The sequence below is a fragment of the Paeniglutamicibacter sp. NPDC012692 genome, from assembly GCF_042901625.1.
Classification (GTDB): Bacteria; Actinomycetota; Actinomycetes; order Actinomycetales; family Micrococcaceae; genus Paeniglutamicibacter.
Genome location: NZ_JBIBDE010000003.1, coordinates 477,460 through 504,356, shown reverse-complemented (window position 1 = coordinate 504,356; position 26,897 = coordinate 477,460). Strand labels below are relative to the sequence as shown.

General features: G+C 65.6%; 24 protein-coding genes and 1 tRNA gene. 11 read left to right on the top strand and 14 right to left on the bottom strand.

Annotation, left to right across the window (positions count from 1 at the left end):
- Positions 1 to 44: 44 nt before the first annotated feature.
- Positions 45 to 2,066: an FAD/NAD(P)-binding protein gene (locus ACFY5D_RS14260; RefSeq protein WP_387530933.1), complete on the bottom strand. Its 2,022-nt coding sequence runs from the start codon at positions 2,064 to 2,066 to the stop codon at positions 45 to 47.
- 81 nt (positions 2,067 to 2,147) lie between these two features.
- Here ACFY5D_RS14260 and ACFY5D_RS14255 point away from each other — a divergent pair, with 81 nt between their 5' ends.
- The gene (locus ACFY5D_RS14255) at positions 2,148 to 4,361 is read left to right on the top strand and encodes a prolyl oligopeptidase family protein (protein ID WP_387530930.1); all 2,214 of its coding nucleotides are present in this window, start codon (positions 2,148 to 2,150) and stop codon (positions 4,359 to 4,361) included.
- A gap of 105 nt (positions 4,362 to 4,466) precedes the next feature.
- Positions 4,467 to 4,555: transfer RNA gene (locus tag ACFY5D_RS14250), tRNA-Ser, on the top strand.
- 149 nt (positions 4,556 to 4,704) lie between these two features.
- Here ACFY5D_RS14250 and ACFY5D_RS14245 read toward each other — a convergent pair.
- Complete coding sequence (locus ACFY5D_RS14245; RefSeq protein WP_387530929.1) at positions 4,705 to 5,709, bottom strand: hypothetical protein; 1,005 nt, start codon at positions 5,707 to 5,709, stop codon at positions 4,705 to 4,707.
- 137 nt (positions 5,710 to 5,846) lie between these two features.
- On the opposite strand from ACFY5D_RS14245, the gene ACFY5D_RS14240 reads away from it, so the two are divergent.
- Positions 5,847 to 6,524 (top strand): FadR/GntR family transcriptional regulator, encoded by a 678-nt coding sequence (locus ACFY5D_RS14240; protein ID WP_387530927.1) that lies wholly within the window; start codon positions 5,847 to 5,849, stop codon positions 6,522 to 6,524.
- A gap of 167 nt (positions 6,525 to 6,691) precedes the next feature.
- Here ACFY5D_RS14240 and ACFY5D_RS14235 read toward each other — a convergent pair whose 3' ends face one another.
- From ACFY5D_RS14235 to ACFY5D_RS14205, 7 genes are all read right to left on the bottom strand, one after another.
- Positions 6,692 to 7,678 (bottom strand): ABC transporter substrate-binding protein, encoded by a 987-nt coding sequence (locus tag ACFY5D_RS14235; protein WP_387530924.1) that lies wholly within the window; start codon positions 7,676 to 7,678, stop codon positions 6,692 to 6,694.
- Positions 7,679 to 7,825: 147 nt separating this feature from the next.
- Complete coding sequence (locus tag ACFY5D_RS14230) at positions 7,826 to 8,866, bottom strand: ABC transporter permease (protein ID WP_387530921.1); 1,041 nt, start codon at positions 8,864 to 8,866, stop codon at positions 7,826 to 7,828.
- Positions 8,863 to 10,371 (bottom strand): sugar ABC transporter ATP-binding protein, encoded by a 1,509-nt coding sequence (locus ACFY5D_RS14225; protein WP_387530918.1) that lies wholly within the window; start codon positions 10,369 to 10,371, stop codon positions 8,863 to 8,865. Before ACFY5D_RS14225 ends, ACFY5D_RS14230 begins: the two co-directional genes overlap by 4 nt.
- A 122-nt stretch (positions 10,372 to 10,493) precedes the next feature.
- A complete protein-coding gene (locus ACFY5D_RS14220) occupies positions 10,494 to 11,342 on the bottom strand; it encodes an amidohydrolase family protein (RefSeq protein WP_387530916.1) in 849 nt (282 codons plus the stop codon).
- A 60-nt stretch (positions 11,343 to 11,402) separates the two neighbouring features.
- Positions 11,403 to 12,404, bottom strand: a complete 1,002-nt coding sequence (locus ACFY5D_RS14215; RefSeq protein ID WP_387530913.1) for an aldo/keto reductase — start codon at positions 12,402 to 12,404, stop codon at positions 11,403 to 11,405.
- Positions 12,404 to 12,739, bottom strand: a complete 336-nt coding sequence (locus ACFY5D_RS14210) for an L-rhamnose mutarotase (protein ID WP_387530910.1) — start codon at positions 12,737 to 12,739, stop codon at positions 12,404 to 12,406. The genes ACFY5D_RS14215 and ACFY5D_RS14210 overlap by 1 nt, the downstream gene beginning before the upstream one ends.
- A gap of 6 nt (positions 12,740 to 12,745) precedes the next feature.
- Positions 12,746 to 14,101 carry an L-fuconate dehydratase gene (locus ACFY5D_RS14205; RefSeq protein WP_387530907.1) on the bottom strand — a complete coding sequence of 452 codons (1,356 nt, stop codon included), beginning with the start codon at positions 14,099 to 14,101 and terminating at the stop codon, positions 12,746 to 12,748.
- Positions 14,102 to 14,293: 192 nt separating this feature from the next.
- Here ACFY5D_RS14205 and ACFY5D_RS14200 point away from each other — a divergent pair, with 192 nt between their 5' ends.
- The 4 genes from ACFY5D_RS14200 to ACFY5D_RS14185 all read left to right on the top strand — a co-directional run bounded on the left by ACFY5D_RS14200 (position 14,294) and on the right by ACFY5D_RS14185 (position 17,032).
- Entirely contained in the window at positions 14,294 to 15,190 is an 897-nt protein-coding gene (locus ACFY5D_RS14200; protein WP_387530904.1) for a fumarylacetoacetate hydrolase family protein, read from the top strand.
- Positions 15,187 to 15,969, top strand: coding sequence for an SDR family NAD(P)-dependent oxidoreductase (locus ACFY5D_RS14195; RefSeq protein WP_387530901.1), 783 nt, complete (start codon positions 15,187 to 15,189; stop codon positions 15,967 to 15,969). The genes ACFY5D_RS14200 and ACFY5D_RS14195 overlap by 4 nt, the downstream gene beginning before the upstream one ends.
- Positions 15,970 to 16,214: 245 nt before the next feature.
- On the top strand, positions 16,215 to 16,724 hold the full coding sequence (locus ACFY5D_RS14190; protein WP_387530898.1) for a hypothetical protein: 510 nt from the start codon (positions 16,215 to 16,217) through the stop codon (positions 16,722 to 16,724).
- Between the two features lie 14 nt (positions 16,725 to 16,738).
- Positions 16,739 to 17,032: a hypothetical protein gene (locus tag ACFY5D_RS14185; RefSeq protein WP_387530895.1), complete on the top strand. Its 294-nt coding sequence runs from the start codon at positions 16,739 to 16,741 to the stop codon at positions 17,030 to 17,032.
- Positions 17,033 to 17,127: 95 nt separating this feature from the next.
- On the opposite strand, the gene ACFY5D_RS14180 is transcribed toward ACFY5D_RS14185, so the two are convergent.
- Together ACFY5D_RS14180 and ACFY5D_RS14175 are read right to left on the bottom strand one after the other, a co-directional pair.
- Positions 17,128 to 17,376, bottom strand: coding sequence for an SCO4226 family nickel-binding protein (locus tag ACFY5D_RS14180; RefSeq protein ID WP_387530892.1), 249 nt, complete (start codon positions 17,374 to 17,376; stop codon positions 17,128 to 17,130).
- A 91-nt stretch (positions 17,377 to 17,467) separates the two neighbouring features.
- On the bottom strand, positions 17,468 to 19,603 hold the full coding sequence (locus ACFY5D_RS14175; RefSeq protein ID WP_387530889.1) for a RecQ family ATP-dependent DNA helicase: 2,136 nt from the start codon (positions 19,601 to 19,603) through the stop codon (positions 17,468 to 17,470).
- A gap of 134 nt (positions 19,604 to 19,737) precedes the next feature.
- On the opposite strand from ACFY5D_RS14175, the gene ACFY5D_RS14170 reads away from it, so the two are divergent.
- Positions 19,738 to 21,153, top strand: a complete 1,416-nt coding sequence (locus ACFY5D_RS14170) for a phosphomannomutase/phosphoglucomutase (RefSeq protein WP_387530887.1) — start codon at positions 19,738 to 19,740, stop codon at positions 21,151 to 21,153.
- A complete protein-coding gene (locus tag ACFY5D_RS14165; RefSeq protein ID WP_387530884.1) occupies positions 21,150 to 21,629 on the top strand; it encodes a hypothetical protein in 480 nt (159 codons plus the stop codon). The genes ACFY5D_RS14170 and ACFY5D_RS14165 overlap by 4 nt, the downstream gene beginning before the upstream one ends.
- 79 nt (positions 21,630 to 21,708) lie before the next feature.
- Here the strand turns inward: ACFY5D_RS14165 and ACFY5D_RS14160 are convergent, their stop codons facing one another.
- Complete coding sequence (locus ACFY5D_RS14160; RefSeq protein WP_387530881.1) at positions 21,709 to 23,037, bottom strand: hypothetical protein; 1,329 nt, start codon at positions 23,035 to 23,037, stop codon at positions 21,709 to 21,711.
- 182 nt (positions 23,038 to 23,219) lie between these two features.
- Between ACFY5D_RS14160 and ACFY5D_RS14155 the strand changes: the two genes are divergently transcribed.
- Entirely contained in the window at positions 23,220 to 23,657 is a 438-nt protein-coding gene (locus tag ACFY5D_RS14155; protein WP_387530879.1) for an RrF2 family transcriptional regulator, read from the top strand.
- A 176-nt stretch (positions 23,658 to 23,833) separates the two neighbouring features.
- On the top strand, positions 23,834 to 25,015 hold the full coding sequence (locus ACFY5D_RS14150) for a globin domain-containing protein (RefSeq protein WP_387530876.1): 1,182 nt from the start codon (positions 23,834 to 23,836) through the stop codon (positions 25,013 to 25,015).
- A 143-nt stretch (positions 25,016 to 25,158) separates the two neighbouring features.
- Here ACFY5D_RS14150 and ACFY5D_RS14145 read toward each other — a convergent pair whose 3' ends face one another.
- Both ACFY5D_RS14145 and ACFY5D_RS14140 read right to left on the bottom strand, forming a co-directional pair.
- A complete protein-coding gene (locus ACFY5D_RS14145; RefSeq protein WP_387530873.1) occupies positions 25,159 to 26,325 on the bottom strand; it encodes an alpha/beta fold hydrolase in 1,167 nt (388 codons plus the stop codon).
- Positions 26,322 to 26,849, bottom strand: a complete 528-nt coding sequence (locus ACFY5D_RS14140) for a PadR family transcriptional regulator (RefSeq protein ID WP_387530870.1) — start codon at positions 26,847 to 26,849, stop codon at positions 26,322 to 26,324. Before ACFY5D_RS14140 ends, ACFY5D_RS14145 begins: the two co-directional genes overlap by 4 nt.
- Positions 26,850 to 26,897: the final 48 nt, after the last annotated feature.

The following is a 26,897-nucleotide window of genomic DNA, read 5'->3' as shown; positions in this document are numbered from 1 at the left end:
CTTGCGTTTCCGAACCGGCCACGGCCCGGCCTGGCGGTTTGCGCCTACAGGGCGTGGTTGTTGCTCAGCCGCACCAACTCGTGGGCGATGTCCCGGGCGTCGCCCAGGGTGCGGGCCGCCCCGTCGAGCGGCGCCCCAGCCTGTGCGGCGATGGCGGTGCCCCACTGCACCGAGGACAGCTGCAGGCCCAGCACGAAGATGGCGCGGTGTGCCAGCCCGTGGGCGTCGACCAGCCGGTACGGCTCCCCCACCACGTCGAGGCCCTGCCCCGGGATGGGTTCGCCGGCGGCGTTGCGCATGGTCAGCGGCGCGGCTAGCCCGTCGTCGAGCAATTGGCGCAGGAGCGGCGAGGCGGTCTGCAGCACCCTGTTGGCGGGCATCATCGCCTCGACCAGGACCGGGGCGGTGTAGCTGGGCGAATCAACCCACGGGGAAGAGGCAATGAACGCGGACGAGACGGGGTCGATCCCGAATTCCGGGTCCGGGCCGATGAACTCGACGACGGAGGCGCGCGCGAGCGCCGCCAGCTCCTCGATGCGCTGCACCGGCGGCCCGGAGGAGAGCCCCTCCACCAGGGGTTCGAACCAGCCCTGGACCTCGTTCAGGCGCGAGTCGTCGGAGATCAGGCCCTCGGCGATCATGTTCTTGAGCTCCATGCGCCCGGCGTTCAATGTCCCGATGGCCATCTTCAGCGGGTCCTTCTCCCCGCCGGCGGAGGAGAGCGCGTCCTCTTCCAGGTATTTCAGCACGGCGTTCTGGTATTCCTTCGCCGAGCCGAACCCGCGCTCTGCGAAGGGGTGCCCGAGCCCCGGGACATCCAGGAAGCCCAGTGCCGGGGCGTGTTCGGCCACCAGCTGCTGCGCCTCCGAGAGCCACACCTTGGCCCCGGCCTGGTGCTCGGCATCCAGCACCGAAACTAGCCGGCTCAGGAATTCGTCGGGGTCGAGCGTGAAGCGCCCGGGGGTCCTGGCGGCGGCCGTGCGGTAGTAGGCCAGCAGCACGTCGCGGTGCAGCAGCGGCCACACGTGGGCCCCGAACTCGGCGGTGGCCTCAGGGTTGGTCACCCGTTGCTCGGCGATCCGCTGGACGATCACCTCGCTGTCGAAGTACTCCAGGCGGACCGACGGCGGAATGAAGTCCTCGATGCAGGCCTTGGCCCGGTACGGTGTGCCGCGGCGCGAGGCCGCCACGATCTTGGGTTCGAATCCGGAGGCCCAGTACTCAAGCGCCTGTCCCGGGCCGCCGTTGACCGCACGGAATTCGCCGCCGCGGCCCACCGTCAATTCGACCATCACGTCGAAGAAGTTCAGGCCCAGGCCGCGGACGAGCGCGGTGTGCCCGGCCGGGATCTTTTCCCACGGCACGTCGCTTGGCACGTTCGGGCCCTGGTAGGTCAGGGCAATCTCGTCGGCTTCCTCTGACATCGCCGCCTGGGCGGGGTTCAGGTGCGCCGGGACGTGACCGAGCGCCAGCACCACCGCGTCCGCGGTGAATTCCACGGGTGCGCCCTGGGCTCGCGGATGCGGGTAGGAATCGTCCACGGGTTGCGCGGCCAGCAGGTAGCGGGCGTCGGCGCGCACCAGGCTGCGGACCTCGGAGCGCACAAAGCGGACCTCGACGACCCGTTCCAGGTTGCGCAGGGCCGTGGCGACCGACTCGAAGACGTGTCGCAGGTAGCGCCCGTACAGGGCACGCGGCGGGTAGGACCCGCGTTCAAGTTCCGCGAGTTCCTGCGCCTCGACCGTGCTCAGGAGCGCGCCGTCGCCGCCGGAAGCCCGCCACTGCTCAAAGCTCAACCCGGGCTCGTCCGGGTGCGTGCGCTCGGGTGCGACGGTGGGGAAGACCGAAGGCGTGTTCATCAGGAACAGCCGCGACTGCGCCGTGGACCAGACGCGTCCGGCACCGGGTTCGAACTGGTCAAAGACCAGGACCCGGATCCGCCGGCCGCGGCCTTCCGCATGACGCAGTTGGGCCAATAGCCGTTCCAATACCGATGTGCCACGCGGACCGGCACCGACTACGGCAATGGTGTACGGTTCTGGTCCGGAATTCTGCTGCTCACTCACGGGTTTCAGCCTAGTCCCCCGCGGGTGTCCGGGTCACTTGGGCGCACCCGGCAAGATCGCCCCGCATGAGAGACTTTGGCCATGAGTTCTTCTTCGCCCAGCAATGCCCCGGATGCCTCTCCGGCAGACGCATCGACCCTGGTTCTTCACGACGGCACAGGGAGCGGCCCGACTCCCCCGTCCGCGTCAAACCCCGGCGTGACGACGGACGAGCCGGCCGATCCGCTGCAGTGGCTCGAGGAATTGGACTCGCCGCGGGCCATGGAGTGGGTGCTGGCACAGAATGCCCGCACCGAATCTGAGCTCTTCGACACGGGCTTCGACGCGTGCCGGGACGCCATCCTGAGTGTTCTCGACGCCACCGACCGCATTCCCACGGTGACCAAGCGCGGCGAGCACTACTACAACTTCTGGCGCGATGCCGAGCATCCCAAGGGACTCTGGCAGCGCACCACCTGGGATTCCTACCAGGGCGAGGACCCGCTGTGGGAGGTGCTGCTCGATGTCGACGCGCTTGCCGCCGACGACAACGTCGACTGGGTCTTCTCCGGCGCGCAGATGCTGCGCCCCAAACCTGGCAACCCCTATGCCCGTGCCCTGATCAAGCTCTCCCCCGACGGCGGCGACCAGGTCCGGGTGCGCGAGTTCGACATCGCCACCCGCACCTTCGTGCCCGGGGGCTTTGACCTTCCGGTGGCGAAGACCAGCGTTTCGTGGATCGACGAGGACACGCTGTACGTGGCCACCGAGGTGGGCGAGGGGTCGCTGACGCGCTCCTCCTACGCCCGCACCGTCCGCAGGCTGTCCCGCTCCCAGCAGCTGGAACAGGCACCCGAGGTCTTCGCCATCGACGAGTCCCACGTGCTTGCCTTCGTGTCGCACGACCCCACCCCCGGGTTCGAACGCGACGTGGCACACGACGTGATCGACTTCTACAACTCCAAGACCTACCTGCGTCGAGGGGATTCGTGGGTCCAGATCGAGGTGCCCACGGACGTCGGGGTGTCACTTCACCGGAACTGGGTGCTGTTTTCCCCGCAAACCGCCTGGACCCGCCACGGCAAAACCCACGTGCCGGGATCGCTCCTGCTGGCCGAGCTGGACGAGTTCATGGCCGGGACCGCGTCCCTGCGCGAGATCTTTGTGCCCACGGACAGCACCTCGCTGCAGTCGATCGATTTCACCGCAAACTACGTGCTGCTCAATGTCCTGCAGGATGTTTCCTCGCAGATCCTGGTCTGCGACCCGTCACTTGATTTTGCCCTGAGCCCGCTCGAGGCGGGCGCCCCGCTGCACAGCTTCAGCGTCTCGGCCGTCGACGACCTGGACCCGGAGTGCGCGGACGACTACTGGCTCACCATCACCGGTTTCCTGACCCCGACGACGCTGGCCCGCGGCACCATCGGTTCCGCATCGGCGCCGACGTCGCCGCCGCGGGTCGTCAAGGCAGCCCCGGCACGCTTTGATGCCTCGGAGTTCGAGGTGTCGCAGCATTTTGCGGTGTCCGATGACGGGACGCGCGTTCCGTACTTCCAGGTTTCCCCGGCGGATTTGCCGCTCGACAGCCTGAACCCGGTCCTGATGAACGGCTATGGCGGATTCCAGGCAAGCATGACCCCCGGATACGTGGGCACGCTGGGGCCGGGCTGGCTGACCCGCAGCACCTCCGAGGGGCGACGCGGCAGCTACGTGGTGGCGAACATCCGCGGCGGCGGGGAATACGGGCCGCGCTGGCACCGCGCCGCGCTTCGCGAAAACCGCCATCGCGCCTACGAGGACTTCGCCGCCGTCGCCCGCGACCTGGTGGCCCGCGGGGTGACCTCACCGAAGCACCTTGCCGCAACAGGGCGTTCGAACGGCGGGCTGCTCATGGGCAACATGATCACCGGTTACCCCGAACTCTTCGGAGCGGTTTCCTGCGGCGTCCCGCTGCTTGATATGCGCCGTTACACCCGGTTGGCCGCGGGGCATTCGTGGATCGCCGAATACGGGGACCCGGACGTGCCCGGCGATTGGGAGTTCATCCGGACGTTCTCCCCCTACCACCGGCTTGATGACGCATTGCCGGCCGGGACCGAGTACCCCGCCTCACTCATCTGGAGCGCCACGAGTGATGACCGCGTGGGTCCGGTCCAGGCACGGAAAATGGCCGCCAAGATGATGGACATGGGTGTTCCAAACGTCCGGTATCACGAGTCCCTCGATGGCGGGCATGCCGGGGCCTCCGACAATGCCGCTTCGGCCACCATGTTGGCCACCAGTTACGAGTTCCTGTGGCGAATTATCGGGTCCTGATCCGTCATTAATCCGCAGGAAACCGACGTTTTCATTCCCTGGCCGATTCTCGTTTTGTAAGCAGGGCCAGCTTTGGGTAGTCTAGGGGAGCTGGAAACAGTAAAAGGACACGTGCCAGAGCGGCCGAATGGGCTTCACTGCTAATGAAGTGTCGGGGTTAAACTCGACCGGGGGTTCAAATCCCCCCGTGTCCGCCGAATGGCCCCCTACCTAGGTAGGGGGCTTTTTTGCGTCTGGGGCGATTCCGGAGAAAGGCCCCCAGGAACAAGAAAACCGCGCGGTTCCGGCCAAATCATGGACCGGAAACGCGCGGTTCCTGCTGTTGACGGACTATGTGGAGAAGCTACTTGTCTCCGTCGCCGAACGCGTTGAGCAAGGTCCGAACCATCTCATCGGGAAGTCCGGTACAACGGGCGACGATCACGGTGGCCTCGTCAAGTTCGCCCAGGCGAAGGTGATCAAGGAACTCGGTACGCTCGGGCTCGGCCAGGTCGTTGACGCTGAAGTGGACGGCCCCGTCCGGTCCCTGTCCCTCAAAACTAAAGTCTGCAATGTTTGCCGATGACGAGCTCCCGCCGCCCAGCGGCGAGGAAACAAGCATGCGCAGTATTTCGCCTTGGTCCAGCCCCGAATGCTTGGCAATCAGCGTTGCGGCGCCGGGCAAGTCGTGGTCGCGCACGAGGGACATGAACTGGTCGTATTCAGCCGGCGGCAGGTCTTCGCTGGCGAACTCCTGGGGTTCCCCGTCAACCAGGTAGGAGACCTTGAACTGCGTTGAGGTTTTTTCGGCTTCGCTTCCGAACTCCTGCGCCCAATCGCTGGGCACAACCCATGCATCGTCGTCCCCGATCGCGGGGGCGCTGGGAATCGACAGCGCTTCCTGGGGCGAAACTTCACTCACCGGGGAGGTAGCCGAATTATCGAGTGAAGGAATCGAGGCAGCGACGCTCGGGCTTGTTTCGTCCTTGACCGGCTCGGGGCCGCCGTTGGCTGCGAGTTCGGCTTGGCGTTCGTTCTCAAGCTGCTTGGAAATGGTCAAGCCGTCGACAGGTTCCTTGCGAATTTGCGGGTATCGCTCCAGACTACGCACCGCGATGATGCTGGCCTTGTACCCGTCTCCGGTCATGGCCTTGTAATTCTGCACCGCTGCCATGAAATCGCCCTGCGCCAGAGACCTGTAGACGGCCCGGTGCCCCTCGCCCGTGAGTTTCAAGGCTGCAGATTCGGCAGTTTCCGGCGTGATCGCGGCTGAAACCTCGGCCGAATTCTTGGCGCGCAGCCGCGTCAGCCAAAGCCATCCAAGACCGAGGATGAGCAGCGGAACGACGACCCAGAGCAGAGTTTCCATACCTCTAGACTACGGCCCTGCGGGGTCGAGGGCGAAGCCAGCGACCCCGCAAAGTTCAGGGTTTCAACACAGCCAGCAGAGCGACCAATTCGTTCATCTTGGTTTCGATCCAGACATCCGATGTCTAGACTGGGAACATGGCAGTCACAGACGCAGCGATCACGCGCATCAAAGAAATGATTCTTAGCGGAGAACTTTCGCCCGGAGACCGGCTTCCCCCGGAAAAAGAACTTTCGGAGCGTCTCGGCCTTTCCCGCTCGTCGCTTCGCGAGGCAGTCAAGGCACTGGAACTCATCCGAGTCCTGGATGTGCGGCGTGGAGACGGAACCTACGTCACCAGCCTTGAACCGCACCTGCTCACCGAGGCCATGTCGTTCGTTGTCGAGCTGCATCAAGATTCGTCGATCCTTGAACTGCTCGAGGTCCGGCGGATCCTCGAGCCGTCTGCGGCGGGCTTGGCGGCCCAGCGACGCAGCGACGAGCATCTTGCGCGGCTCGAAGAATCCGTGCATGCGGTTACCGCGGATACGGACATCCAGGAGCTGGTCACCCATGACCTGCTTTTCCACTCGATCATTGCCGAAGCGGCGGGAAACGCCTACCTCGGAACCCTCCTGGAAGCACTCTCCAGCAACACAGTGCGCGCGCGTATCTGGCGCGGGCTGACCCAGGACCACGCGGTTCAACGCACGCTGGACGAGCACCAGGCGATCCTTTCGGCGATTCGCTCCGGCGACACCGACCTGGCCAAGGCACTTGTCACAGCCCACGTTTCCGGTGTGGAGACCTGGCTCAAGCAATCCACGGCCGGCTGACGCCAACGTTTCGCAGGGGCTCGGACTTCCACTTCGTGGATGTCCGAGCCCTCTTTTTTGACAGGAAAAAGCCCGGTTTCACCATCGCCCGCCCTTCTCTGGGCTGGGATGGTGAAACCGGGCTTTTCAGCGTGCGTCTTCCTCGAGGAAGCGCAGGGGGCACGGGCCTACTCGTAGAGGTTGGCCTTGATCTTCGCGTCATCGATGTTCTTGGCGTCGTACCAGTAGAAGCCGGTGTCGATGACCTTTTCAACGGTCTCGCCCTTGATGGCCGCCGCGGCCGCCTTGACGGTCTCGTAGCCGATGCCGACAGGGTTCTGGGTGACGGCGCCGGCCATCAGGCCCGAGCGGATGGCGTCCATCTGGGCCTTGCCGGAGTCGAAGCCGACGACCGTGAGCTTGCCCTTCAGGCCGAGCTCCTCGACAGCCTTGACCACGCCGATGGCGGAGCCTTCGTTGGTGCCGTAGATGCCCTTGAGGTTCGGGTTGCCGTTGATGATGGTCTTGGCCAGGTTGGCCGATTCCAGCTGGTCGCCGCCGCCGTACTGGACGGTGACGATCTTGATGTCCGGGTTGTTGGCCGCCATGTACTCGGTGAAGCCGTCGCGGCGGTCCTTGCCGGAGGTGGAGGTCTGGTCGTGTGCGACCACGGCGATCTCGCCCTTGCCGCCGATGAGTTCGGCCATGTGCTTTGCGGCCTCGGCCGCTGCCGCCTTGTTGTCGGTTGACGCGGTGGCCACCGGAATCGTCGAATCGACGCCGGAGTCGAAGGCGATCACCGGAATGTTCTTGGCCTTGGCTTCATCCAGGATCGGGGTGGCTGCCTGCGAGTCGAGCGCGGCGATGCCCAGGGCTGCCGGACTCTTGGACATCGCGGTGGTCAGCATCTCGATCTGCTGTGCCACGTCCTTCTCCGTGTTCGGGCCCTCGAAGGTGACCTCCACGCCGTATTCGGTGGCTGCCTGTTCGGCGCCGGCCTTGACCGACTGCCAGAACTGGTGCTGGAAGCCCTTGGAAACGATTGCCACGTACGGCTTCTTGCCGTCGCTGCTGCTTGCCGCGCCGGCATCCGGCGTGGTGCCCGAATCGCATGCGGACAGGGCTAGGGCCAGCATCGACACTGCTGCCAGACCAATGAGCTTCTTGCGGAACATGACATGTACTCCATTTCGTAACGGGAAATTGCGGGCGTACTGCGAGTGGTGATGATTCATGGGTTACGGCCCCGGACATGGTGCTGGTAGGGCAACGGGGTCCGGGATGGTGAAAATCCTTGGTGCGGCCGGGCGAAAAGGCTGCGTCTAGCCGCCGCTCTTGTCCTTGCGGCGCAGCATGTCCAGGTACACGGCGAGCAGGATGACGCTGCCGATGGCGACGGACTGCCATTCCTGCGGGACGTTGATGATGCGCAGGCCGCTGGTGAGCACGGACATGATCAGCGCGCCGATCACGGTGCCGACGATCGAGCCCTTGCCACCCTGGAGCGAGGTTCCCCCGATGACGACGGCCGCGATGGCCTGAAGCTCGTAACCCGCGCCCTGGCCCGGCTGCGCCGAGTTCAGTCGGGAGGCGATGACCACGCCGGCCAGGCCCGTGAAGGTGCCGGCGAGGGTGTAGATCCACATCTTCCAGCGGCGGACGTTGATGCCCGACAGCGCCGTTGCCTGCTCGTTGGAGCCGATCGAGTAGGTGTAGCGCCCGATCAACGTCTTGGACAGCACGACCCCGGCAATGACGGCCGCGATGAAGAAGATGAAGACCGCGTTGGGGATGATCAGGCCCGGGATCGACTTGCCCAGCGCCAGCTGGCTGAATCCGGGGGTGTCGTTGAAGTAGATCGGCTTGGTGCCGGAGATGACCAGGGCAAGGCCCTGGGCGACCATCATCATGGCCAGCGTGGCGATGAACGGCGGGATCCGCAGGTAGGAGATGAGCACGCCGTTGATCAGGCCGATCACGGCCCCGGCCAGGACGCCGGCGATCACGCCGAAGGCGAGCGGAAGGCCCATGTAGGTCAACGTCACGCCGACCATGACCGAGGTCAGCGACATGCCGGTTCCCACCGAGAGGTCGATGCCGCCGGTGATGATCACGAAGGTGGCGCCGAGGGCCAGCAGCCCGATGACCACCGTGGAGAGCAGGATGTCGGAGAGGTTCGACGGGGTCAGGAACAGCGGGTTCAGGATGCCGAAGAGGATGACCAAGACAATCAGTGAACCGAAGGCCATCAGCTGCTGCATGCTGGCGCGGGCCCGGACCATGAGGTCCGATTCCTTGCGTTTCAGGGGTGGCTTGACCGACGGCGAGCGGCTGCCGTTCTCAACCGAGGTGGTGGTGCTCATGTTGTTTTTACTCCTCGTTCACTCTGCGTGGCAAGTTCCATGATTCGTTCCTGGGTGGCCTCGGCGTTTTCGAGGAAACCGGTGATCCGTCCCTCCGACATCACCGCGATGCGATGCGACATGCGCAAGACTTCCGGCAGTTCGGAGGAGATCATGATGATCGACTTGCCGCTGGCGGCAAGTTCGTTGAGCAGGCGGTAGATCTCGTCCTTCGCGCCCACGTCGATGCCGCGGGTTGGCTCGTCGAAGATCAGCACGTCGCAGTCCTTGACCAGCCACTTGGCGATCACGATCTTTTGCTGGTTGCCGCCGGAGAGGTTCTTGGCACTCTGGTGGATCGACGGCGTCTTGATCCGCAAGCGCTCGACCTGTTCCCCGGAGATGTACTTGAGCATGCGTCCGTTGATGAAACCGAACTTGCTGATCTCCTTCAGGGAGGAAAGCATGATGTTCTGCGCGACGTCGGCTTCCAGCATGAGCCCCAGGTGCTTGCGGTCCTCGGAGAGGTAACCGATGCGCAGCTCGGCGGCCTTGGCGGGATTCGGGATGCTCACGGTCTGCCCGTTGAGGATGATCGAGCCGGAGCTGATCTTGTCCGCCCCGACGATCGCCCGGGCGACTTCGGTGCGGCCGGCGCCCATGAGCCCGGCGAAGCCCAGAATCTCGCCCTTGGCAATGTTGAACGAGACGTCCTTCAGCAGCTCCTTGGTGGAGAGGTTCCGAACTTCCAGCCGGGTTTCCCCGCCCGCGGGAATGTTGGCCGGGCGGGCGGTTCCGGAGACCTCGCGTCCGACCATCAGCGAGATGACTTCCGGCATGGTGGTGGTCTCGGTGTCGAGGGTGTCCACGTATTCGCCGTCGCGGATCACGGTGATGCGGTCGGAGATGACCTTGAGCTCGTCCATGCGGTGCGAGATGTAGATGGCGCCGGTTTCCGGGGTGATGAACCGGCGGATGATCCGGTGCAGGGTCTCGACCTCGGCATCGTTGAGCGCTGCGGTGGGCTCGTCGAGGATCAGCAGCTTCGCATCGAAGCTCAGTGCCTTGGCGATCTCGACCATCTGCTGCTTGGCGACGGTCAGTTCGGCAACCTGCTGGACCGGGTTGAGGTCCACGCCGATCCGCTCGAAAAGTTCGCGGGCCTGGCGGTTGAGCGCCGAGTCGTTGATGAACGGCCCCCGCATGGGTTCGCGTCCCAGGAAGATGTTCTGGGCGACGGTCAGGTCGCGCATCAGGTTGAATTCCTGGTGGATGATGCTGACGCCGAGCTCCTGTGCGTGCTTCGGGCCGCTGATGTCCACCGTGTTGCCGCCGATGCGGAAGGTTCCCGCATCCGGAACGTAGATCCCGGACAGCAGCTTCATCAGCGTTGATTTTCCGGCGCCGTTCTCGCCGACCAACGCCAACACTTCACCGGGGCGGACGTTGAGTTGCATATTCGCCAGGGCGCGAACGCCGGGGAAGCTCTTGTCGACCCCGTCGATCTCCAGCAAGTACTCGCTCATATCCATACCCTCCTAACATCGGATGTTTAGTAAAAAACTACTCGTGAATCAGATCACACGCAACCCAAAAGCTGCAAACAATCGCATTTTCAATCAATTTCGAACTTGATTCATCCGATCTTTCATCGGAGGTTTGGGTAAACCCGTCGCGCGGTCCCGGCCCAGACCGACTCCTGTTCGGCGACGGAGAGCGTGCCCACCAGGGCTTCCAGCACCTCCAGGGTCGGCGCATAGCCGCCGGCAGGGACCGTCATCGGCCAGTCGCCGCCGTACATCATGCGGTTCGGGCCGAAGGCCTCGAGCGCCACGTCGAAGGCCGGCCGCAGCGTCGCAACGTCGTAGCCCGCATGCGGGATGCGCAAACCCGAGAGCTTCGTGAAAACCCGGGGCAGCTGCGCCAGCCGCGTGAGGGAATCCCGCCACGCGGCGAACGCCTCCGCACCGGAACCCAGCGGCGGTTTCGCCAGGTGGTCGATCACGATCCGCAGGTCCGGGTGCTCCACGGCCACGCGGAGCGCCTGGTCCAGGTGCCGGGGGAAGGCGTCGGGGACATCCAGCGGGATATCGTGCTTGGCCAGCAATTCAAGGGACGCCGAAACGTCGGGGCGTTCAAGGAAGTCCGCCCGCGGATCGTCGTGCACCAGGTGGCGCACCCCGCACAGCGGGCCCGACTCCCGCCACGACTCGAGCTGGTCCTCGAGCGATTGCGGCGAACAGAGATCCACCCAGCCAACGACGCCGAGCACCCAGTCGTGCCGATCCGCGACGCTGAGCATGAACTCGGTGTCGGCCAGGGTGTCGGCGGCCTGCACCAGGATCGCGCCATCGACGGCGCTGTTCCGCAGCTCCGCCTCCGCCATGGCCGGGGTGAAGTCCGCATGCAGCTCCCCCAGGTCCGGGGTGAGCCACGGGTAGGCGCCGGGGTCGCCAAGCTGCCACAGATGCAGGTGCGCATCCAACCGCTCCATCATTTTCCCCCTCGGGAGGATCGGGAGGAGCACCCAAGGGGGCCCTCCTCATTCGGAATCCGGCTACCGGATGGCCAGTGCGCCATCGAGCAACCCCCGTTTGACCAGTGCATCCCACAAACCCTCGTCAACCGGGGCATGGGCACGGGCCGCGTTCACCCGCGCCTGCTCCGGGGTGGAGGCCCCGAGCATCACCGAGACGATGCTCGGGTGCCGCATCGCGAAATGCACGGCTGCGGTGGGCAGGTCAGTGCCGAACTCCCCGGCCACCGCGGCCAGCGCCCGTGCGCGGTCAAGGATGTGCGCGGGGGCAGGTTTATAGTTGTAGTTCGCGTTCGCGGGAACCACCGGGGAAGCCAACAACCCGGAGTTGTACACGCCCACGTTGACGATGCCCACCGACCGTTCCATGCACAGGGGCAGCAGTTCGGCCGCGGCCGGCTGCTCCAGCAGCGTGTACCGCCCCGCAAGCATCACCAGGTCGAGGTCGGCCCGCCGCACGCATTCCGCCGCGGCGTCGGTGGAGTTCGTGCCCGCGCCGATGGCCTGGATGAGGCCCTCCGCACGGAGCTTTTCGAGCACGGGCAGGCCCCGGGCGATGCCCTCTTCGAGGTCGTAGGCATCGGGGTCGTGCAGGAAGACGATGTCCAGGTAGTCGGTGCCCAGGCGCAGGAGCGTGGACTCGATGCTTGCCCGGATGCCCTCCTCCGAGGGGTCCCAGCGCCTGCGCGTGGTGGCGGGAACCGCGAATCCCTCGCCATCAAGTTCCCCGGCAAAGCCGGCGTTGGGTTCAAGGACCCGCCCGACCTTGCTGGAGATCACGAGGTCCTCGCGGACGACGTCGCCGCCGAGCCATTCGCCGAGGCGGGACTCGGAAAGCCCGAGCCCGTAGTGCGGTGCCGTGTCGAAGTAGCGGGCGCCGGAATCGTAGGCCGCCTGCAGTGTCGCCTGCGCGGTGGCATCTTCCATCGGCCGGTAGAGGTTGCCCAGGCCCGCGGCACCGAATCCGAGGTTTCGCCCGGAATCCGGGTCGCCGAACCCGAGGCCGATCAGGGACTCGCGCATCACTGCTGCTCCCCCGCCGGATCCTGGGCGAACGACCAGACCATCGGGATCCCGCTGTCGTCCCCGGAGTAGTCGTCGCTGACCTCGAGCAGTTCCGCCATCCGGGCCTGCCAGGCGATGTTGACCGGGTGCTCGGCGAGCTCAAGGCGCATGGCCCGGTAGTCCTCGACCTGGACCAGGTGGAACAGTTCGCGGCCATTGCGCCAGATGTGCCAGTCCTGCACCCCGGCGGTCTTGAGCGCCGCGTGCAGTTGGGGTGCCAGCGAGGCGTGGATCCGGTCGTAGTCGGCTTCCCTGCCGGGCTTGAGCCGGGTGTTCAGTGCGATGGTTTCCATCGGGCCTCAGGCCTCCGTTGTCGCGGTGTTGCCATTCATCGACGGGGCACCACTGAGTGCCAAGTCACTTGCCCATTCAACACCATTGGGAAACTCGAAGTCGGCAAGCGTTTGGGCAATCATCTGTGTTCCGGCTCCGGGCACCTTTGGCGGCCAATAGGCGCCGGAGTGGACGTTGATCGGCTCGACAAAGTGTTCGTGCAGGTGGTCAACGAATTCGATGTAGCGGTCCTCGGCGGTTCCGGACACGGCAATGAAGTCGAACATGGACAGGTGCTGAACCGCCTCGCACAGTCCCACGCCTCCCGCGTGCGGGCAGACCCGGACGCCGAACTTTGCCGCAAGCAGCAGGATCGCGATGTTTTCATTGACCCCAGCCACGCGGGCGGCGTCGATCTGCAGCACCTGCAACGCGTCGGCCTGGAGGAATTGCTTGAAGAGCACCCGGTTCTGGCAGTGCTCGCCGGTGGCCACGGGGATCGGGTGGACGCCGCGGGCGATGGCCGCGTGCCCGAGGATGTCATCGGGGCTGGTGGGCTCCTCGATCCAGGCGATGTCGAATTCGGCCAGGTGGCTTATCCACTCGATGGCCTCGGCGACATCCCAGCGCTGGTTGGCGTCGACCGCGATCTTGATGTCGGGGCCGACCACGGAGCGCGCCGTGCGCAGGCGCCGGATGTCGTCGTCCAGGTCGGCTCCGACCTTCAGCTTGATTTGGGTAAAACCGTCCCGGACGGCCTCGGCGGCCAGACGGGACAGCTTTTCATCGGAGTATCCGAGCCATCCCGGGGTGGTGGTGTATGCGGGGTATCCCTTGGCCAGCAACTCCTCGGTGCGCGCCGCGCGTCCCGGGAGGGCCCTGCCGAGGATTTCCAGCGCGTCCTCGCGGGTCAGCGCGTCGGAAAGGTACCGGAAATCAACAAGGTCAACGAGTTCCTCGGGGCTCATCGCCGCAAGCAGCGCCCAAAGCGGCTTGCCTTCGCGCTTGGCCTTGAGGTCCCAGAGGGCGTTGACGACCGCTCCGATCGCCATGTGCATGACGCCCTTTTCCGGGCCGAGCCAGCGCAGCTGCGAGTCGTGGACCAACCAACGCCAAGTCGCGCCCATGTCGCCCAACAATTCCTCGACATTGCGACCAACGAGGAATGGTGCCAGGGCCTGGATCGCGGTGGCCTGCACGTCGTTGCCGCGGCCGATGGTGAACACGAAGCCGTGTCCTTCCAGTCCGTCACCGGCATCGGTTTCCAGCACCACATAGGCCGCCGAGTAGTCGGGGTCCGTGTTCATGGCGTCGGAGCCGTCAAGATCCCGAGAGGTGGGGAATCGGACATCAGTGGTGCTCAAGGCCGTAATCGTGCTCATGTGTCCTCCAGGTGGTGGTTCCCGCGGTTTCGTGGGGGGGGTTGCCGCTTTCGCCCGGGCCAGCTGGGCCGGCGGGCGAGATCACTTTCGTCTACCCCGAGAGTAGACATCGGATGTTTATGTTGTCAAAGGTTCATTTTGAGCTAAAGTTGTGAATCAGCACACGCGAATCATCCGATGCTTGGAGTCAGAATGAAGTTTGCACGAATCGGCGAACCCGGAGCGGAACGCCCCATCGCGCTGGACAACGAGGGACGAGCCTTCGATATTTCCAGCACCACACCCGACATCGACGGGGATTTCCTCGCGGGAGACGGCATCGCCGCGGTCCGCGCGGGACTCGCCGCCGGAAGCTACCCGGAACTGGGCTGGAGCCTGGCCGAGGGCGACGCGTTCAGCGCCGCACCCACGGGCGAACGCATCGGCTCGCCCGTCGCACGCCCCGGAAACGTCATCTGCATTGGCATGAACTACGCGGCCCATGCCCGTGAATCGGGCGCCGAACCGCCGACGATTCCCGTGGTGTTCCTCAAGCCGGCCAACACCGTCGCGGGCCCGTTCGACCCGGCCCCGATCCCGCCGTCGGCCCAGAAGTACGACTGGGAAGTCGAACTCGGAATCGTCATTGGCGCCCATGCCAAGTACCTGCCTTCCCCGGAGGCGGCCAAGGACGTCATTGCCGGCTTGCTGATCGCCAACGACCTCTCCGAACGCGAGTACCAGATCCCCGGGGCGGCCGGACAGTGGACCAAGGGCAAGTCACTGCCGCAGTCCACCCCGCTTGGCCCGTTCCTGGTCCCGGCCGATGAAATCGACGGACACAACCTGGGCTGCCGCTCATGGATCAACGGGGAAATCCGCCAAGACTCGAGCACCGCGGACTTCATCTTCGACCTGCCCACCGTGGTCCACCACCTGAGCCAGTACATGGCTCTGGAACCGGGCGACGTCATCCTCACCGGCACCCCGGAGGGCGTCGCCCTGTCGGGACGCTTCCCGTATCTCGCCGAGGGAGACGTCGGGGAATTCGAAATCCAGCACCTTGGCCGCCAACGCCAGGTCTTCTTCCGAGAGCAGGTCAACGCATGAGCGAATCAACTTCCACCCCCCTGACCCAGGACATGGCCGGCCTGCGTGCAATTGTCACCGGCGGGGCCTCGGGTATCGGCGCGGCGATTGCGGCGACCCTTGCCGACCGCGGAGCATCCGTTGCTGTCCTGGACATCAACACCGCAGCCGCCGATGCTCGCCACCTCCCCTTCACCTGCGATGTCGCGAACTCCGACTCCGTGAACGAGGCCGTCTCCGGGGCCGCCCTTGCCCTTGGCGGGATCGACATTGTCATCAACAACGCCGGAATCGGCGCCCAGGGCACCGTCGCCGACAATGACGACGACGAGTGGCTGCGCGTGCTGAACATCAACGTGGTCGGCATGGCCAGGGTTTCCCGCGCCGCCCTGCCGCACCTGCGTGAATCAAAGGCCGCGGCCATCGTCAACACCTGTTCGATTGCCGCAACCGCGGGCCTGCCGCAGCGGGCCCTTTACTCGGCATCCAAGGGCGCCGTGTACTCGCTGACTCTGGCTATGGCCGCCGATCACGTGCGCGAGGGAATCCGCGTCAATGCGGTGAACCCCGGAACGGCCGACACCCCTTGGATCGGCCGGCTCATGGACGCGGCGGAGGACCCGGTTGCCGAGCGGGCCGCGTTGAACGCGCGGCAGCCCCACGGCCGGATGGTTGCCGCCGATGAGGTTGCCGGCGCCGTCGCTTACCTGGCCAGCCCGCTCTCGGGTTCGACCAACGGCGTGGCACTGGCAGTTGACGGCGGCATGCAGGGCCTTCGCCTGCGCCCGATCGGCAGCTAGCACCACCACCGAACGCAATCGGCCCGCACTCCTTGATCCGCCGTTGTGGCCGGAACAAGGGGTGCGGGCTGATTCCATGTAGCGGTTCGAGCCTGTTCAAGCGCTGGCTACGGGATCCGGCTCAGACCACAAGCGGGACCGCATGGAACTCATCGACCAAATGGCCGGCGCGCTTATGGAACGCTATCGTCGTTGCATCGGAGCAATCACGTGTTCCCGGGCAACAAGTACAAAGTGAGGGTGTCATGAGCGAACGTTTTGCTGTGCTGAGCGCGAGTGAGGTCGATTCGATCATGCTCCAGTCCCTCCAGCCATACTTCACCAAGGAACTTCAGTGGGTTGGCGGAACTGTATGGGGTTATTCCGATCAGCCGGAGGCCTGGATTCAGCTCGGGTCCCAGAGAGGCGTTGACGGGACGGTGTTGGTGGCTGGCCAGTATCTTCCTGCTGCTCCGCCACTACCGGACGCGGAGTGGGAGGACATCGTCGAGTTCAGTGCCCGGGCCGGAACGGATTTCCCAGGCATTGTCACCGATGGGTTACTGGATCAAGACTCTCCGCGTGCCCCTCGTCGGCTCACTTCGGGACCAGGTGACTATCGTTTGCGCGTGCACGTGAGCGGGCGGGATAATCCGGGTGGGACCGGTCAGCGTGTGCTGGTGCAGTCTTGGAAGCAAGCACCGAGCGCGCCGGAAACGCTGCGTCTGACGAGCGATTTCGGCAAGCTGACCGATTTTGACCACCAATGGGACTGAAACGAGAGGACGACATGTCCAAGAATTCTCGCCTGGCCGTTGGCAACGCAGTGGCCCTTGCAGCCCTGGGGTTGCCGCCCTGGGGTTGCCGCCCTGGGGTTGCCGCCGTCGCTATTGCAGCTTCGAACGTGCAGGCAGCTCAAACGCCGTCACCGGACAAAGGAAACTATAGCTACAACGGGCGACCCCAGACCCCGGAAGAAGTGACGCAAGAAGAATTCGAGCAGCGCACGAAGATCCTCGATGAGGCAGCACAACGTGAGCAGCCAGACTTCGGTATTGAACACTTAGACGAGTTCACCGAGTAAACAAACGCCACTGTGCCCACATGAGCAATCAGGCTTCGTGTGGGCGCAGCGTTTAGGCGGTTCGGGCCGACTCAACCGCCCGGACGGGATCCGGGTCAGACCACGAGCGGGACCGCGTGGATCTCATCGGCCAGATGGCCTGCGCGCTCGTGGATCCTCTGCACGGCCTCCGCGGACGGGGCTTCGGACAGGCAGAAGACCGTTCCGCTGTCCGGGTCGGCCCAAGCCTGCTTGAACTGCACGTTTTCCTCAGCCTGGATCGCAAGATCGGCCTCGTGAGCGGCCTTGAGATCGGCAGCGGACAAGCCCTTCATATTGTGGTGGACGTCCATGAACTCAGCCATGACAACACTTCCTTATTGAAGACGAACGCAACAAATCGCTTGACGTTCGGCTCATTTTAAGCCCGTCCAGGACCCAGTTCCAGAGCTGGAGCTACCCGGCCTGGGCCAGCACGAACGGCAACACGCCCGGTGCCCCCGCCGCGCGCAAGACGCGTGCCGCCTCGGTCAACGACCAGCGGCTGTCGGCCAGGTCGTCGATGAGCAGGATGGGGCCCGGGGCGCCGGCCAGACGCTCGGCCATCTCGGCAGGAACCACAAACTGGTCCCAGACCGCCGCGAGTCTGAATGCGGAGTTGCCGCCCGAGTCACCGCGCGGTCCCCCGCCCCGGTACTCGAGCTGGCCCAGGTACGGCAGGCGGCCGATCTCCGAGATCCCTTGCGCAAAGGAACCCACCAGTTGGGGCCGCTTCCGCGACGGCATCGACACCACGGCAACCGGGCGGGTTTCCCACTTCCACTCGCTCAGGACCTTGACGCACGCATCAAGCATGGGCTTGGCGATGGGTGCATCGGGTTCGTCGCTGTTTTCCAACAGCGCGCGCAGGCGACCACCCCAGCCGAGGTCCGTGAGGCGCGCCAGGGCCCGTCCGTCATCGGCCTGGAGTTCGGGCTTGATCTTTCCCTTGAGCGGGACCCCAAGCTTCTCCATGCCGCCGGGATACATGCGCCGGGCTTCGAGCAGGGCACCGACCCGGCCCAGGGCCGTCTGCGCCGAGTCCTTGGCCGATTCCTGGATCTCGTCGCTGAACCACACGCCGGCGCAGGTGTCGCACTTGCCGCACGGGGCGGCCGCGGGGTCGTCGAGTGCCTTGGCCAGGAACTCCATGCGGCAGCCGCGTGAATTTTCGTAGTCGATCATGGCGTTTTGCTCGGCAACCCGGGCCGCGGCCACGCGCGTGTAGCGTTCGGCGTCGTAGTACCACTGGTTTCCGGTGCGCATCCAGCCGCCGGACACCCGCTCCACGGCGCCGTCCACGGCGAGGACCTTGAGCAGCAGCTCCAGCGGGGTCCTGCGGATGTTGACCCGCGATTCCAGCGCCGGAACCGACAGCGGGCCCGCGGCCGCGCCGAGTTCCTGCAGGACGGCGTGGGCGCGTTCCTCGTCGGGCATGGAGCTTGTGGCGAAGTAGCGCCAGATTTCGCGGTCCTCGGTGCCGGGCAGCAGCAACACGTCGGCATTGATGCTGCCACGGCCGGCGCGGCCCACCTGCTGGTAGTACGCCACGGGCGAGCTGGGCGCCCCGACGTGGACAACGAAGCCCAGGTCCGGCTTGTCAAAGCCCATGCCCAGCGCGCTGGTGGCGACCAGTGCCTTGACCTCGTTGTTCTTCAGCGCCGTTTCCGCGCGGTGGCGCTCCTCGGTGTCGGTGCGCCCGGAGTAGGCCAGCACCTTGTGCCCGGCCTCGGAGAGCAACCGGGTGATGTCCTCCGCCGCGGAGACGGTCAGCGTGTAGATGATGCCCGAACCGTGGAAGTCGTTCAGGTGGGTCAGCAACCACGCGAATTGGGTGCGCGGCGAGGGAAGCCGCAGCACGCCCAGGCGCAGCGATTCGCGCGCGAGGGATCCGCGCAGGGTGAAGACGTCGGCCCCGCCCACGGCCAGCTGTTCCTGGATGTCGTGGACCACGCGTTCGTTTGCCGTGGCGGTCGTGGCCAGCACCGGAACGGAGTTTGGAAGTGCGGTGATCAGGTCCTTGATGCGCCGGTAGTCCGGGCGGAAGTCGTGCCCCCAGTCGGAAATGCAGTGGGCTTCATCGATCACCAGCAGGCCCATGCGCTCCACGAGCGCGGGGAGCTGGGTGTCGCGGAACACCGGGTTGTTCAGGCGTTCGGGAGACACCAGCAGCACATCCAGCTCGTCGTTGGCCAGCTTCTGCGCGATTTGCTCCCAGTCAAGGGCGTTGGCGGAGTTGATCGCCTCGGCTCGTACCCCCGCCCGCGACGCGGCGGCCACCTGGTCGCGCATCAGGGCCAGCAGGGGCGAAACGATGAGCGTGGGTCCGGCGCCACGGGCGCGCAACAACAGCGAGGCCACGAAGTACACGGCCGACTTGCCCCAACCGGTGCGCTGCACCACCAAGGCCCGGTGGCCGCCGGCGACGAGCGCCTCGATGGCCTCAAACTGGCCCTCGTGGAAGTCGGCGTCGTCCCGGCCGACCAGGGACCGCAAGATGGCGGTTGCCTGGACCCGCAGATCCGTTTCAATGCTGGGTGAGTAAGCGTCCATGCTCCCCAGTATCCCAGTGTCCGGAGACAGTTCGGGGCGCGCTTCCCCGCACAGCCACCCTAGTCCTATGGTGCTACTCACCTTCACTACGCAGAATCCCCGCTTGCAGGACCCAAACCGCTAAGCTCTTGACTGTGAGTGTGGAAATCGATCTTTCAGAGTCCTTCAAGGCCTACGACGTGCGCGGCATTGTCGGGGCCTCCATTACTGCCGAAGCGGTCGAGGCCATCGGCGCCGCCTTTGTCGACGTGCTGGGCCTGTCCGGCCAGGACGTCCTGGTCGGCGGCGACATGCGTCCCTCCTCCCCGGAATTCGCCGCGGCCTTTGCCCGCGGAGCCGCCTACCGCGGCGCCAACCCGAAGATGCTCGGGTTGATTTCCACCGACGAGCTGTACTTCGCCGCGGGGTCCCTGGACTGCGCCGGCGTGGTCTTCACCGCCAGCCACAACCCCGCCGCCTACAACGGCATCAAGATGGCCAAGGCCGGCGCCGTTCCGGTGTCCTCCGACACCGGTCTCTTTGACATCCGCGACCTGGCCCAGACCTACCTGGACGAGGGCCTGCCGGTATCCACCGAGGCCCCCGAGGGTACCGTCTCCGAGGTCGACGTGCTCGCCGACTACGCCGAGTACCTGCGCTCGCTGGTCGATCTCTCCGGTATCCGCCCGCTGAAGGTCGTTGTCGATGCGGGCAACGGCATGGGCGGGCTCACCACCCCGGCCGTCCTCGGCGACGCCATCCTGCCGGGACTCCCGCTGGAAATCATCGACCTCTACTTTGAGCTCGACGGAACCTTCCCGAACCACCCGGCCAACCCGCTGGAACCGGAAAACCTCCGCGACCTGCAGGCGGCCGTCGTCAAGCACGGCGCCGACATCGGCCTGGCCTTCGACGGCGACGCCGACCGCTGCTTCGTGATCGACGAAAAGGGCGACCCGGTGTCCCCGTCGGCCATCACCGCGTTGGTGGCCGTGCGCGAGATCGCGCGCGCCAAGGCGGCCGGTGAGGAAACCCCGGTCATCATCCACAACCTGATCACCTCCCGCGCCGTGCCGGAAGCGGTCACCGCTGCCGGCGGACGCCCGGTGGTCACCCGCGTGGGACACTCCTTCATCAAGGCCGTCATGGCCGAGGAAGGCGCGGTCTTCGGCGGCGAGCACTCCGCGCACTACTACTTCCGCGACTTCTACAACGCCGACACCGGCATGCTCGCGGCCATGCACGTGCTCGCGGCGCTGGGCCAGCAGGACACCCCGCTGAGCGAATTCGCCGCCGAGTACGAGCCGTACGTGGCATCGGGCGAGATCAACTCCGAGGTCGAGGACAAGGCCGGGGCCGTGGCACGCGTGCTCGCCGCCTACGCGTCCGAGCCCGTCGAGGTCACCCGCATGGACGGCACCACCGTTGCCGCCACCGACGGATCGTTCTGGTTCAACCTGCGCCCGTCCAACACCGAACCCTTCCTCCGTTTCAACGGCGAGGCAGTAGACCGCAAGACCATGGAACTCGTCCGTGACGGAGTTCTGGAAATCGTAAGGAACAACGCATGAGCACCCCCGAAAACAAGATCGCCGAACTCGACGCAGCGGCGCAGCTCGAACTGAACAAGGTGATGGGCACCGCCCTGGGCGTGGCCCGCGAACAGCTCGAGGAACAGGGCGTATTCCTGCCCTTCGCCATCGCCATCGAGCCCGCGGCGGAAGGCTCCGAGCAGGAACTGCGCCTGCTGGCCGTCCAGCCCACCGAGGATCCGGAAGATCCCGAGGCTGACATCGACGCCGAGGTCATGATGGCCGACCTCGTGCAGCTGCTCAACGACCAGCGCGATTCGTTCAACGCCGTCGCCTTCGTCTCCGACGTGACCCTGCTCGAAGAGGGCAAGGACGCGGTCCACGTGGTGGCCGAGCACCGCGACGGCGGCGCCGTTGCCATCGTGCAGCCGTACACCTCGCCGGACCCGGAAACCGGCGACTGGGACTTCTCCGAGCCAAGCGCCGAAAGCGGCGAGCTCCAGGTGTGGATCTAACTCCACCCAGCCAAGACGGTAGCCCGGGCAGGATCCTTGCGATTCTCCCGGGCTACCGTTTTCTGTCCTCGGCCCTTCCCTAGGAAATGACGACCTTTTCCCGTCCGCGCTCAGCCTTGATCACCGGCAGCGCCAGCCGGTCGGCGTTTTGTGCGCTGAGCCGGATGCCGTCCGCGCCGGCCCCGAGCGCCTCGATCTGCCCGCTGACATCCATGAAATCGACGCCGCCCTCGAGTTCAACGGCAACGACCCCGACACCCTCGGTGCTGATGTCCCCGCCGATGCTGATCCTCCCCACATGACCCGTCGGCTTCACGCTGAGCGCGATCGCCGAAAGATCCATCATCACGCCCTTGACCAGCGACCGGCCGGTGCCGCCCTTGGTCATGATCCCCTGGGCGATCGTCAGCTCGGGCAGCTCCCTGCTGACCTGGACGCCCACGGAGCCGTCGCCGTAGGTCGCGATGGACTTGAAGGATGCGCTCTGCAGCGACCCGTCGTACACGTTGAATCCGCGGGCGCCGAGCCCGTGGGTTTCGATGGCGGCACTGACGTTCAGCCTGCCGATGTCCCCGAAGTTCACGAACCCGATGCCGCTGGGGCCGTGCGAGGTCACCGGGGCCGTCGCGTTCCACCGCCGGACGCTCCCCCAGTTGTCCAGGACCATGTCGTTTTGTCCGTAGGTGGTGGTGCTTCCCAGATTCTGGACCTCATCGACCTCGGCCCCGGAGATGACGAAAACCCCGCCGCTGATCAGGTCCGGGGTTCCCGGTGCGATCCCGCCGTCCGAGTGGACGTCCCCGGTGCTGAGCAACTCCACGGTGACGGTTCCGCCGTCGGTCTTGCCCGCCGCATCCATGTGGCCGCCCACGAACACCCCGCTTCCTCGGACCGGCTCCCCGCGGCTTCCCGCCGAGATGTTCTCCAGGCGGGCGTGCAGCACCACAGCCGGGTCGGACTGCCTGTTCCAGAGCGTGAAGGCTCCCTGCAGGGCTTCCACACCGAAGCCCGTGGGCCTGTCGAAGCGGCCGCGGGTGTCCGCGGAGGCCACGTGGACGTCCTTGGCATGCACGATTCCGGAACGTACGTTGTTGCTGGCCTGCAGGTAGATCTGGCCGCGCACGGTGATGCCGCGCAGGGTGAGGGTTCCCAGGTCCTTGACCGATACGTCGTTGTAGATCGCGATCTCGTGGTCCGGAACGGTCACCGAGAGGTTCTCGATGGTGTTGTTGCTGCTCAGCCTCAATCCCTTCGCCCCGAATTCCAGACCCCCACCGCGCAGCGAAACCCCCGGCGGCAACATGAGCGATCCCATGCCGGAGAGCGTGGTGGTCAGCTCGATTTTTCGCTCTCCATCGCGGAGCGCTCCGAGTAATTCTTCAACGGTTCCCACAGTGCGCCAAACCATCGCTCGCCACTTCCTTAGTGAACATCTTGCTGATTCTCCGTTGCCGGCCAAGACACACTTTAGGCCTGGAAACGGCGCATTTCCAGAAGTCGGCCATGGTTTCAAAGCCGACCCACGGCCATGGACCCCGGCCGCTCCCAGCATTCAGTTCCCATGGAAAAACACCTGCGAGAATGGAAGGCGTGAAACTCAGCGCCTTTGCCGACGTGTGCCTACGCACCCTCATGCTGCTCGGCTCCCAGCGTGGCCACCAGGTCACCACTCGGGAGATCGCCGAGCAGATCGGTGTGCCCTACAACCACGTGGCCAAGGCAGTGCTCGAATTACGCAACCGGCAGGCCCTCGATGTTGCCCGCGGACGCTACGGCGGATCGCAAATCACCGAAACAGGCCTGCAGCTGAGCGTTGGCGGGCTGATGCGCGATTTGGACGACCGCGACGACGTGGTCGACTGCGTGTCCGAGGCCGGGGTTCCCTGCCCGCTGATCGCCCACTGCAGGTTGCGTTCGGCCTTGCGGCGGGCGCGCGAAGCCTTTTACGCGGAACTTGATTCGCTGCTCGTTGCGGACCTGACCACAATGTCGGCGAAGACCCTGTTGCCTTTCCCCTTGGTCCCCTAAGGGTTTTCGAACGCCCGCCGACTCCCCGCCATGCGGTGGCACCCCGGGAAACTGGCCAGGAAGCCGCGTCTCCCCTCCCGATTTGCATCCAACTTCTACGAGGTGTAGAACTTAATTATCAATCTTGCATATCAGATACAAGATAAGAACCAACGCCTTCGCCAAGGAGCCACACCATGCTTTCCGAGAAGTCCCGCCCGGTCATTGAAGCCACCCTGCCGATCATCGGCGAACGGATCTCGCACATCACCCCGAAGTTCTACTCCCGGCTGTTTGCGGCACACCCGGAGCTCCTTGACGGGCTCTTCTCCCGAGCCAACCAGAACAACGGCACGCAGCAGCAGGCCCTCGCAGGCTCCATCGCCGCCTTCGCCAGCCACCTGGTCAACAACCCGGGCACCCTGCCGGAGGCGGTTCTGGCCCGCATCGCCCACAAGCACACCTCGCTGGGCATCGTCGAGGAGCAGTACGGAATCGTCTACGAGCACCTCTTCGCTGCCATCGCCGAAGACCTGGGCGACGCAGTAACCACGGAGGTCGCCGAAGCCTGGACCGAGGTCTACTGGCTGATGGCCGACGCGCTGATCAAGATCGAAAAGGGCCTCTACGCCAAGCAGGCCAACAACAAGATCTGGACCGACTGGAAGCTCGTTTCCAAGGAAGAAGCCGGCACGGGTTCGATCACCTTCCGCTTTGTCCCGGCCGACGACACCCCGGTGACCGTGGCCGAGCCCGGCCAGTTCGTCTCGGTTCGCGTAGCGCTGTCCGACGGCATTCGCCAGTGCCGCCAGTACACGCTGAGCGACTCGGCCACCTCCACCACGGAGCGCGTCATCACCACCAAGTTCGACGAGGGCGGCGAGGTCTCCCCGTTCATGCACCGGAACCTGTCCGTCGGAGACGTCATCGAGCTCTCCAACCCCTACGGCGACCTGACCATCGACACCACCGGCGCACCGATCGTGCTGGCCACCGCGGGCATCGGCTGCACCCCGAGCGCCTCCGCACTGGCAACGCTGGCCGCCGCCGGCTCCGACCGGCGGGTGCTGGTCCTCCACGCAGAGGCCACCGAGGATGCCTGGGCGCTGAAGGAGCAGATGCGCGAATCCGTCGATGCGCTGCCCAATGCCGAGCTGAGGCTATGGCTCGAGGACATCAACGCCAAGGCGGAGGACACCGAGGCGACCGAGGGCTACATGTCCCTGAAGGGCCTCGACCTGCCGGCCGACGCCCGGCTGTACCTGTGCGGCCCACTGCCGTTCATGCGTGCGGTCCGTTCGCAGGCCATCGATGCGGGCATCCCCGCCACGCACATCCACTACGAGGTGTTCGGTCCGGACCTCTGGCTCGCAGCCTAAGCGACACCCCGAATTCTGCCCGGCCGGCGCGGGCAGGCGAACTTGGCACGATCGCATGACGCGAAGGGCCGCCACCGAAAAATCGGTGGCGGCCCTTCGCGCGTTGCCGGTCCAAGTCGCGCGGCCGGTCCCTAACAGCGCCGCTAGGCGTTTGGCGCCTGCAGCCGCGGGTGGGCGATGCCCTTTTCAACCCAGGATCGGACGGTTGCGTTGAACAGGATCGGATCCTCGATGTTCCACTGGTGGTGCCTGCCGGCGGCCGTCCTGAACTGCGCCTGCGGCAGCGCCCGTTCCAGCACCGGAAAGGACTTGGCAACGAGCTTGGGTTCCTTGCTTCCCGCGATGACCAGCGCCGGGCCCTTGTAGTCGCCCAGCTTCTCCGGCAGCCCGCCGGGATCGACCTCGTCCATGATGGCGCGCATGTTGTCGGTGCGCAGCTTGGTGCCGTGGTCGGCGAACAATTCCTTTTCATCGGCAACCATGCCGTAGGCGCCGGCCTGGAAACGCCAGTACCATTCGCTGCTGAAGAGCTTGAGCTGCATCCGGCTCATCGCACGCATCGACGCGGAGACGCCGGCCGCGGGAACGCCCGAAATCATCAGCGACTCGACAAGCTCGGGGTGCCGGGCAGCGACGCGCAGGGCGATGGCGCCCCCCAGGGACAGCCCCACCAGGTGCGCACCGCCGTTGGAGACCTCGTCCGCGATGATCGCGGCGACGTCGTCGGCCGCGCTGTCCAGCCCGGCCCAGTCCTCGTCCGCGCGGGCTCCGAAGCCCGGCAGGTGCGGGGTCAGCACCTCGTAGTCGCTGAAGGCCCGCACCTGCGGGTCCCAGCTCCAGTTCGCGACGTTGCCGCCGTGCAGGAAAACGATGGTTTGCGCGACCTTGCCGTCGCGCCTGGCGCGCGTGGGGGCGTGGAACTCCGGGTATCCGCCCGGATCGCGCGGCAGATTCTCCGCCGGGGCCGCAGGCTCGACGACCGTGGCGGCGGCCGCTTCGGCCTTGGGAGCGGCCGGTGCAGCGGCAGGCTTGGTGGGAGGCTTGGAAGGCTTCGGCGCCTTGGGCAGGCGGACCGGCTTTTCCCTTGCGACGCCCTTGGCGGCCGCGGCAGTCTCGGTTGCCGCTTTCGCGGGTGCAGACTCTTCGGGCGCCGACGGCCCAGCCGGCTTCTTCTCACCGGGGGCCTTTGCCTTGCCGCCCTGTTCCGACGCGACCCCGCCGTCGACCGGGGCCCGGGGCTCCGGGGCCGGGTCGATGAATTCCTCGTCGGCTCCCGCGCCGCCGGTGGCTGGTTCGTGGTGCCGATTCATGGCAGGTGCTCCGCTACGGCTTCAAGCCATTCGAGTTCGGCCGCGGCATGGCGGATGCCGTTGTCGAGTGTTGCGGCCATCAGGAAACTTCGTCGGTCCGCCGCTGCACGCATGTCGATGTCCTCACGTTGAGAAAGGTATTCGTCGAGCAAATCCTGGGTGGCCCGGCGCCTGGCCTCGATCAATTCCACCACGCCGTCACGCTCGAGTTCGGCGGCAAAAAAGACCCTCGCCAGGAACGGTTCGCGCGGTGCATGCGCCGTGACGTCCGCCTCCAGCCACTGCACGAGCGTCTCGCGGCCAAGCTCCGTGATGTGGTGGACCTGCCGGTCGGGGTAGTTCGCCTGCCTGACCGTCAGGACCGTGGCGTGGCCGTCGTTGACCAATTGGGCCAGGGTCCGGTAGATCTGCGCCTTGTCCGCGTTCCAGAAATGGTTGATCGAGGAATCAAAGTGCTTCTTCAGCTCGTACCCGGTCATGGGTGCCAAACTCAGGAGCCCGAGGATCAAACGCGCGAGAATCATGCTTTCATCCTGACACATCCTGCCGGTGATTCAACACGAAGCCACGCA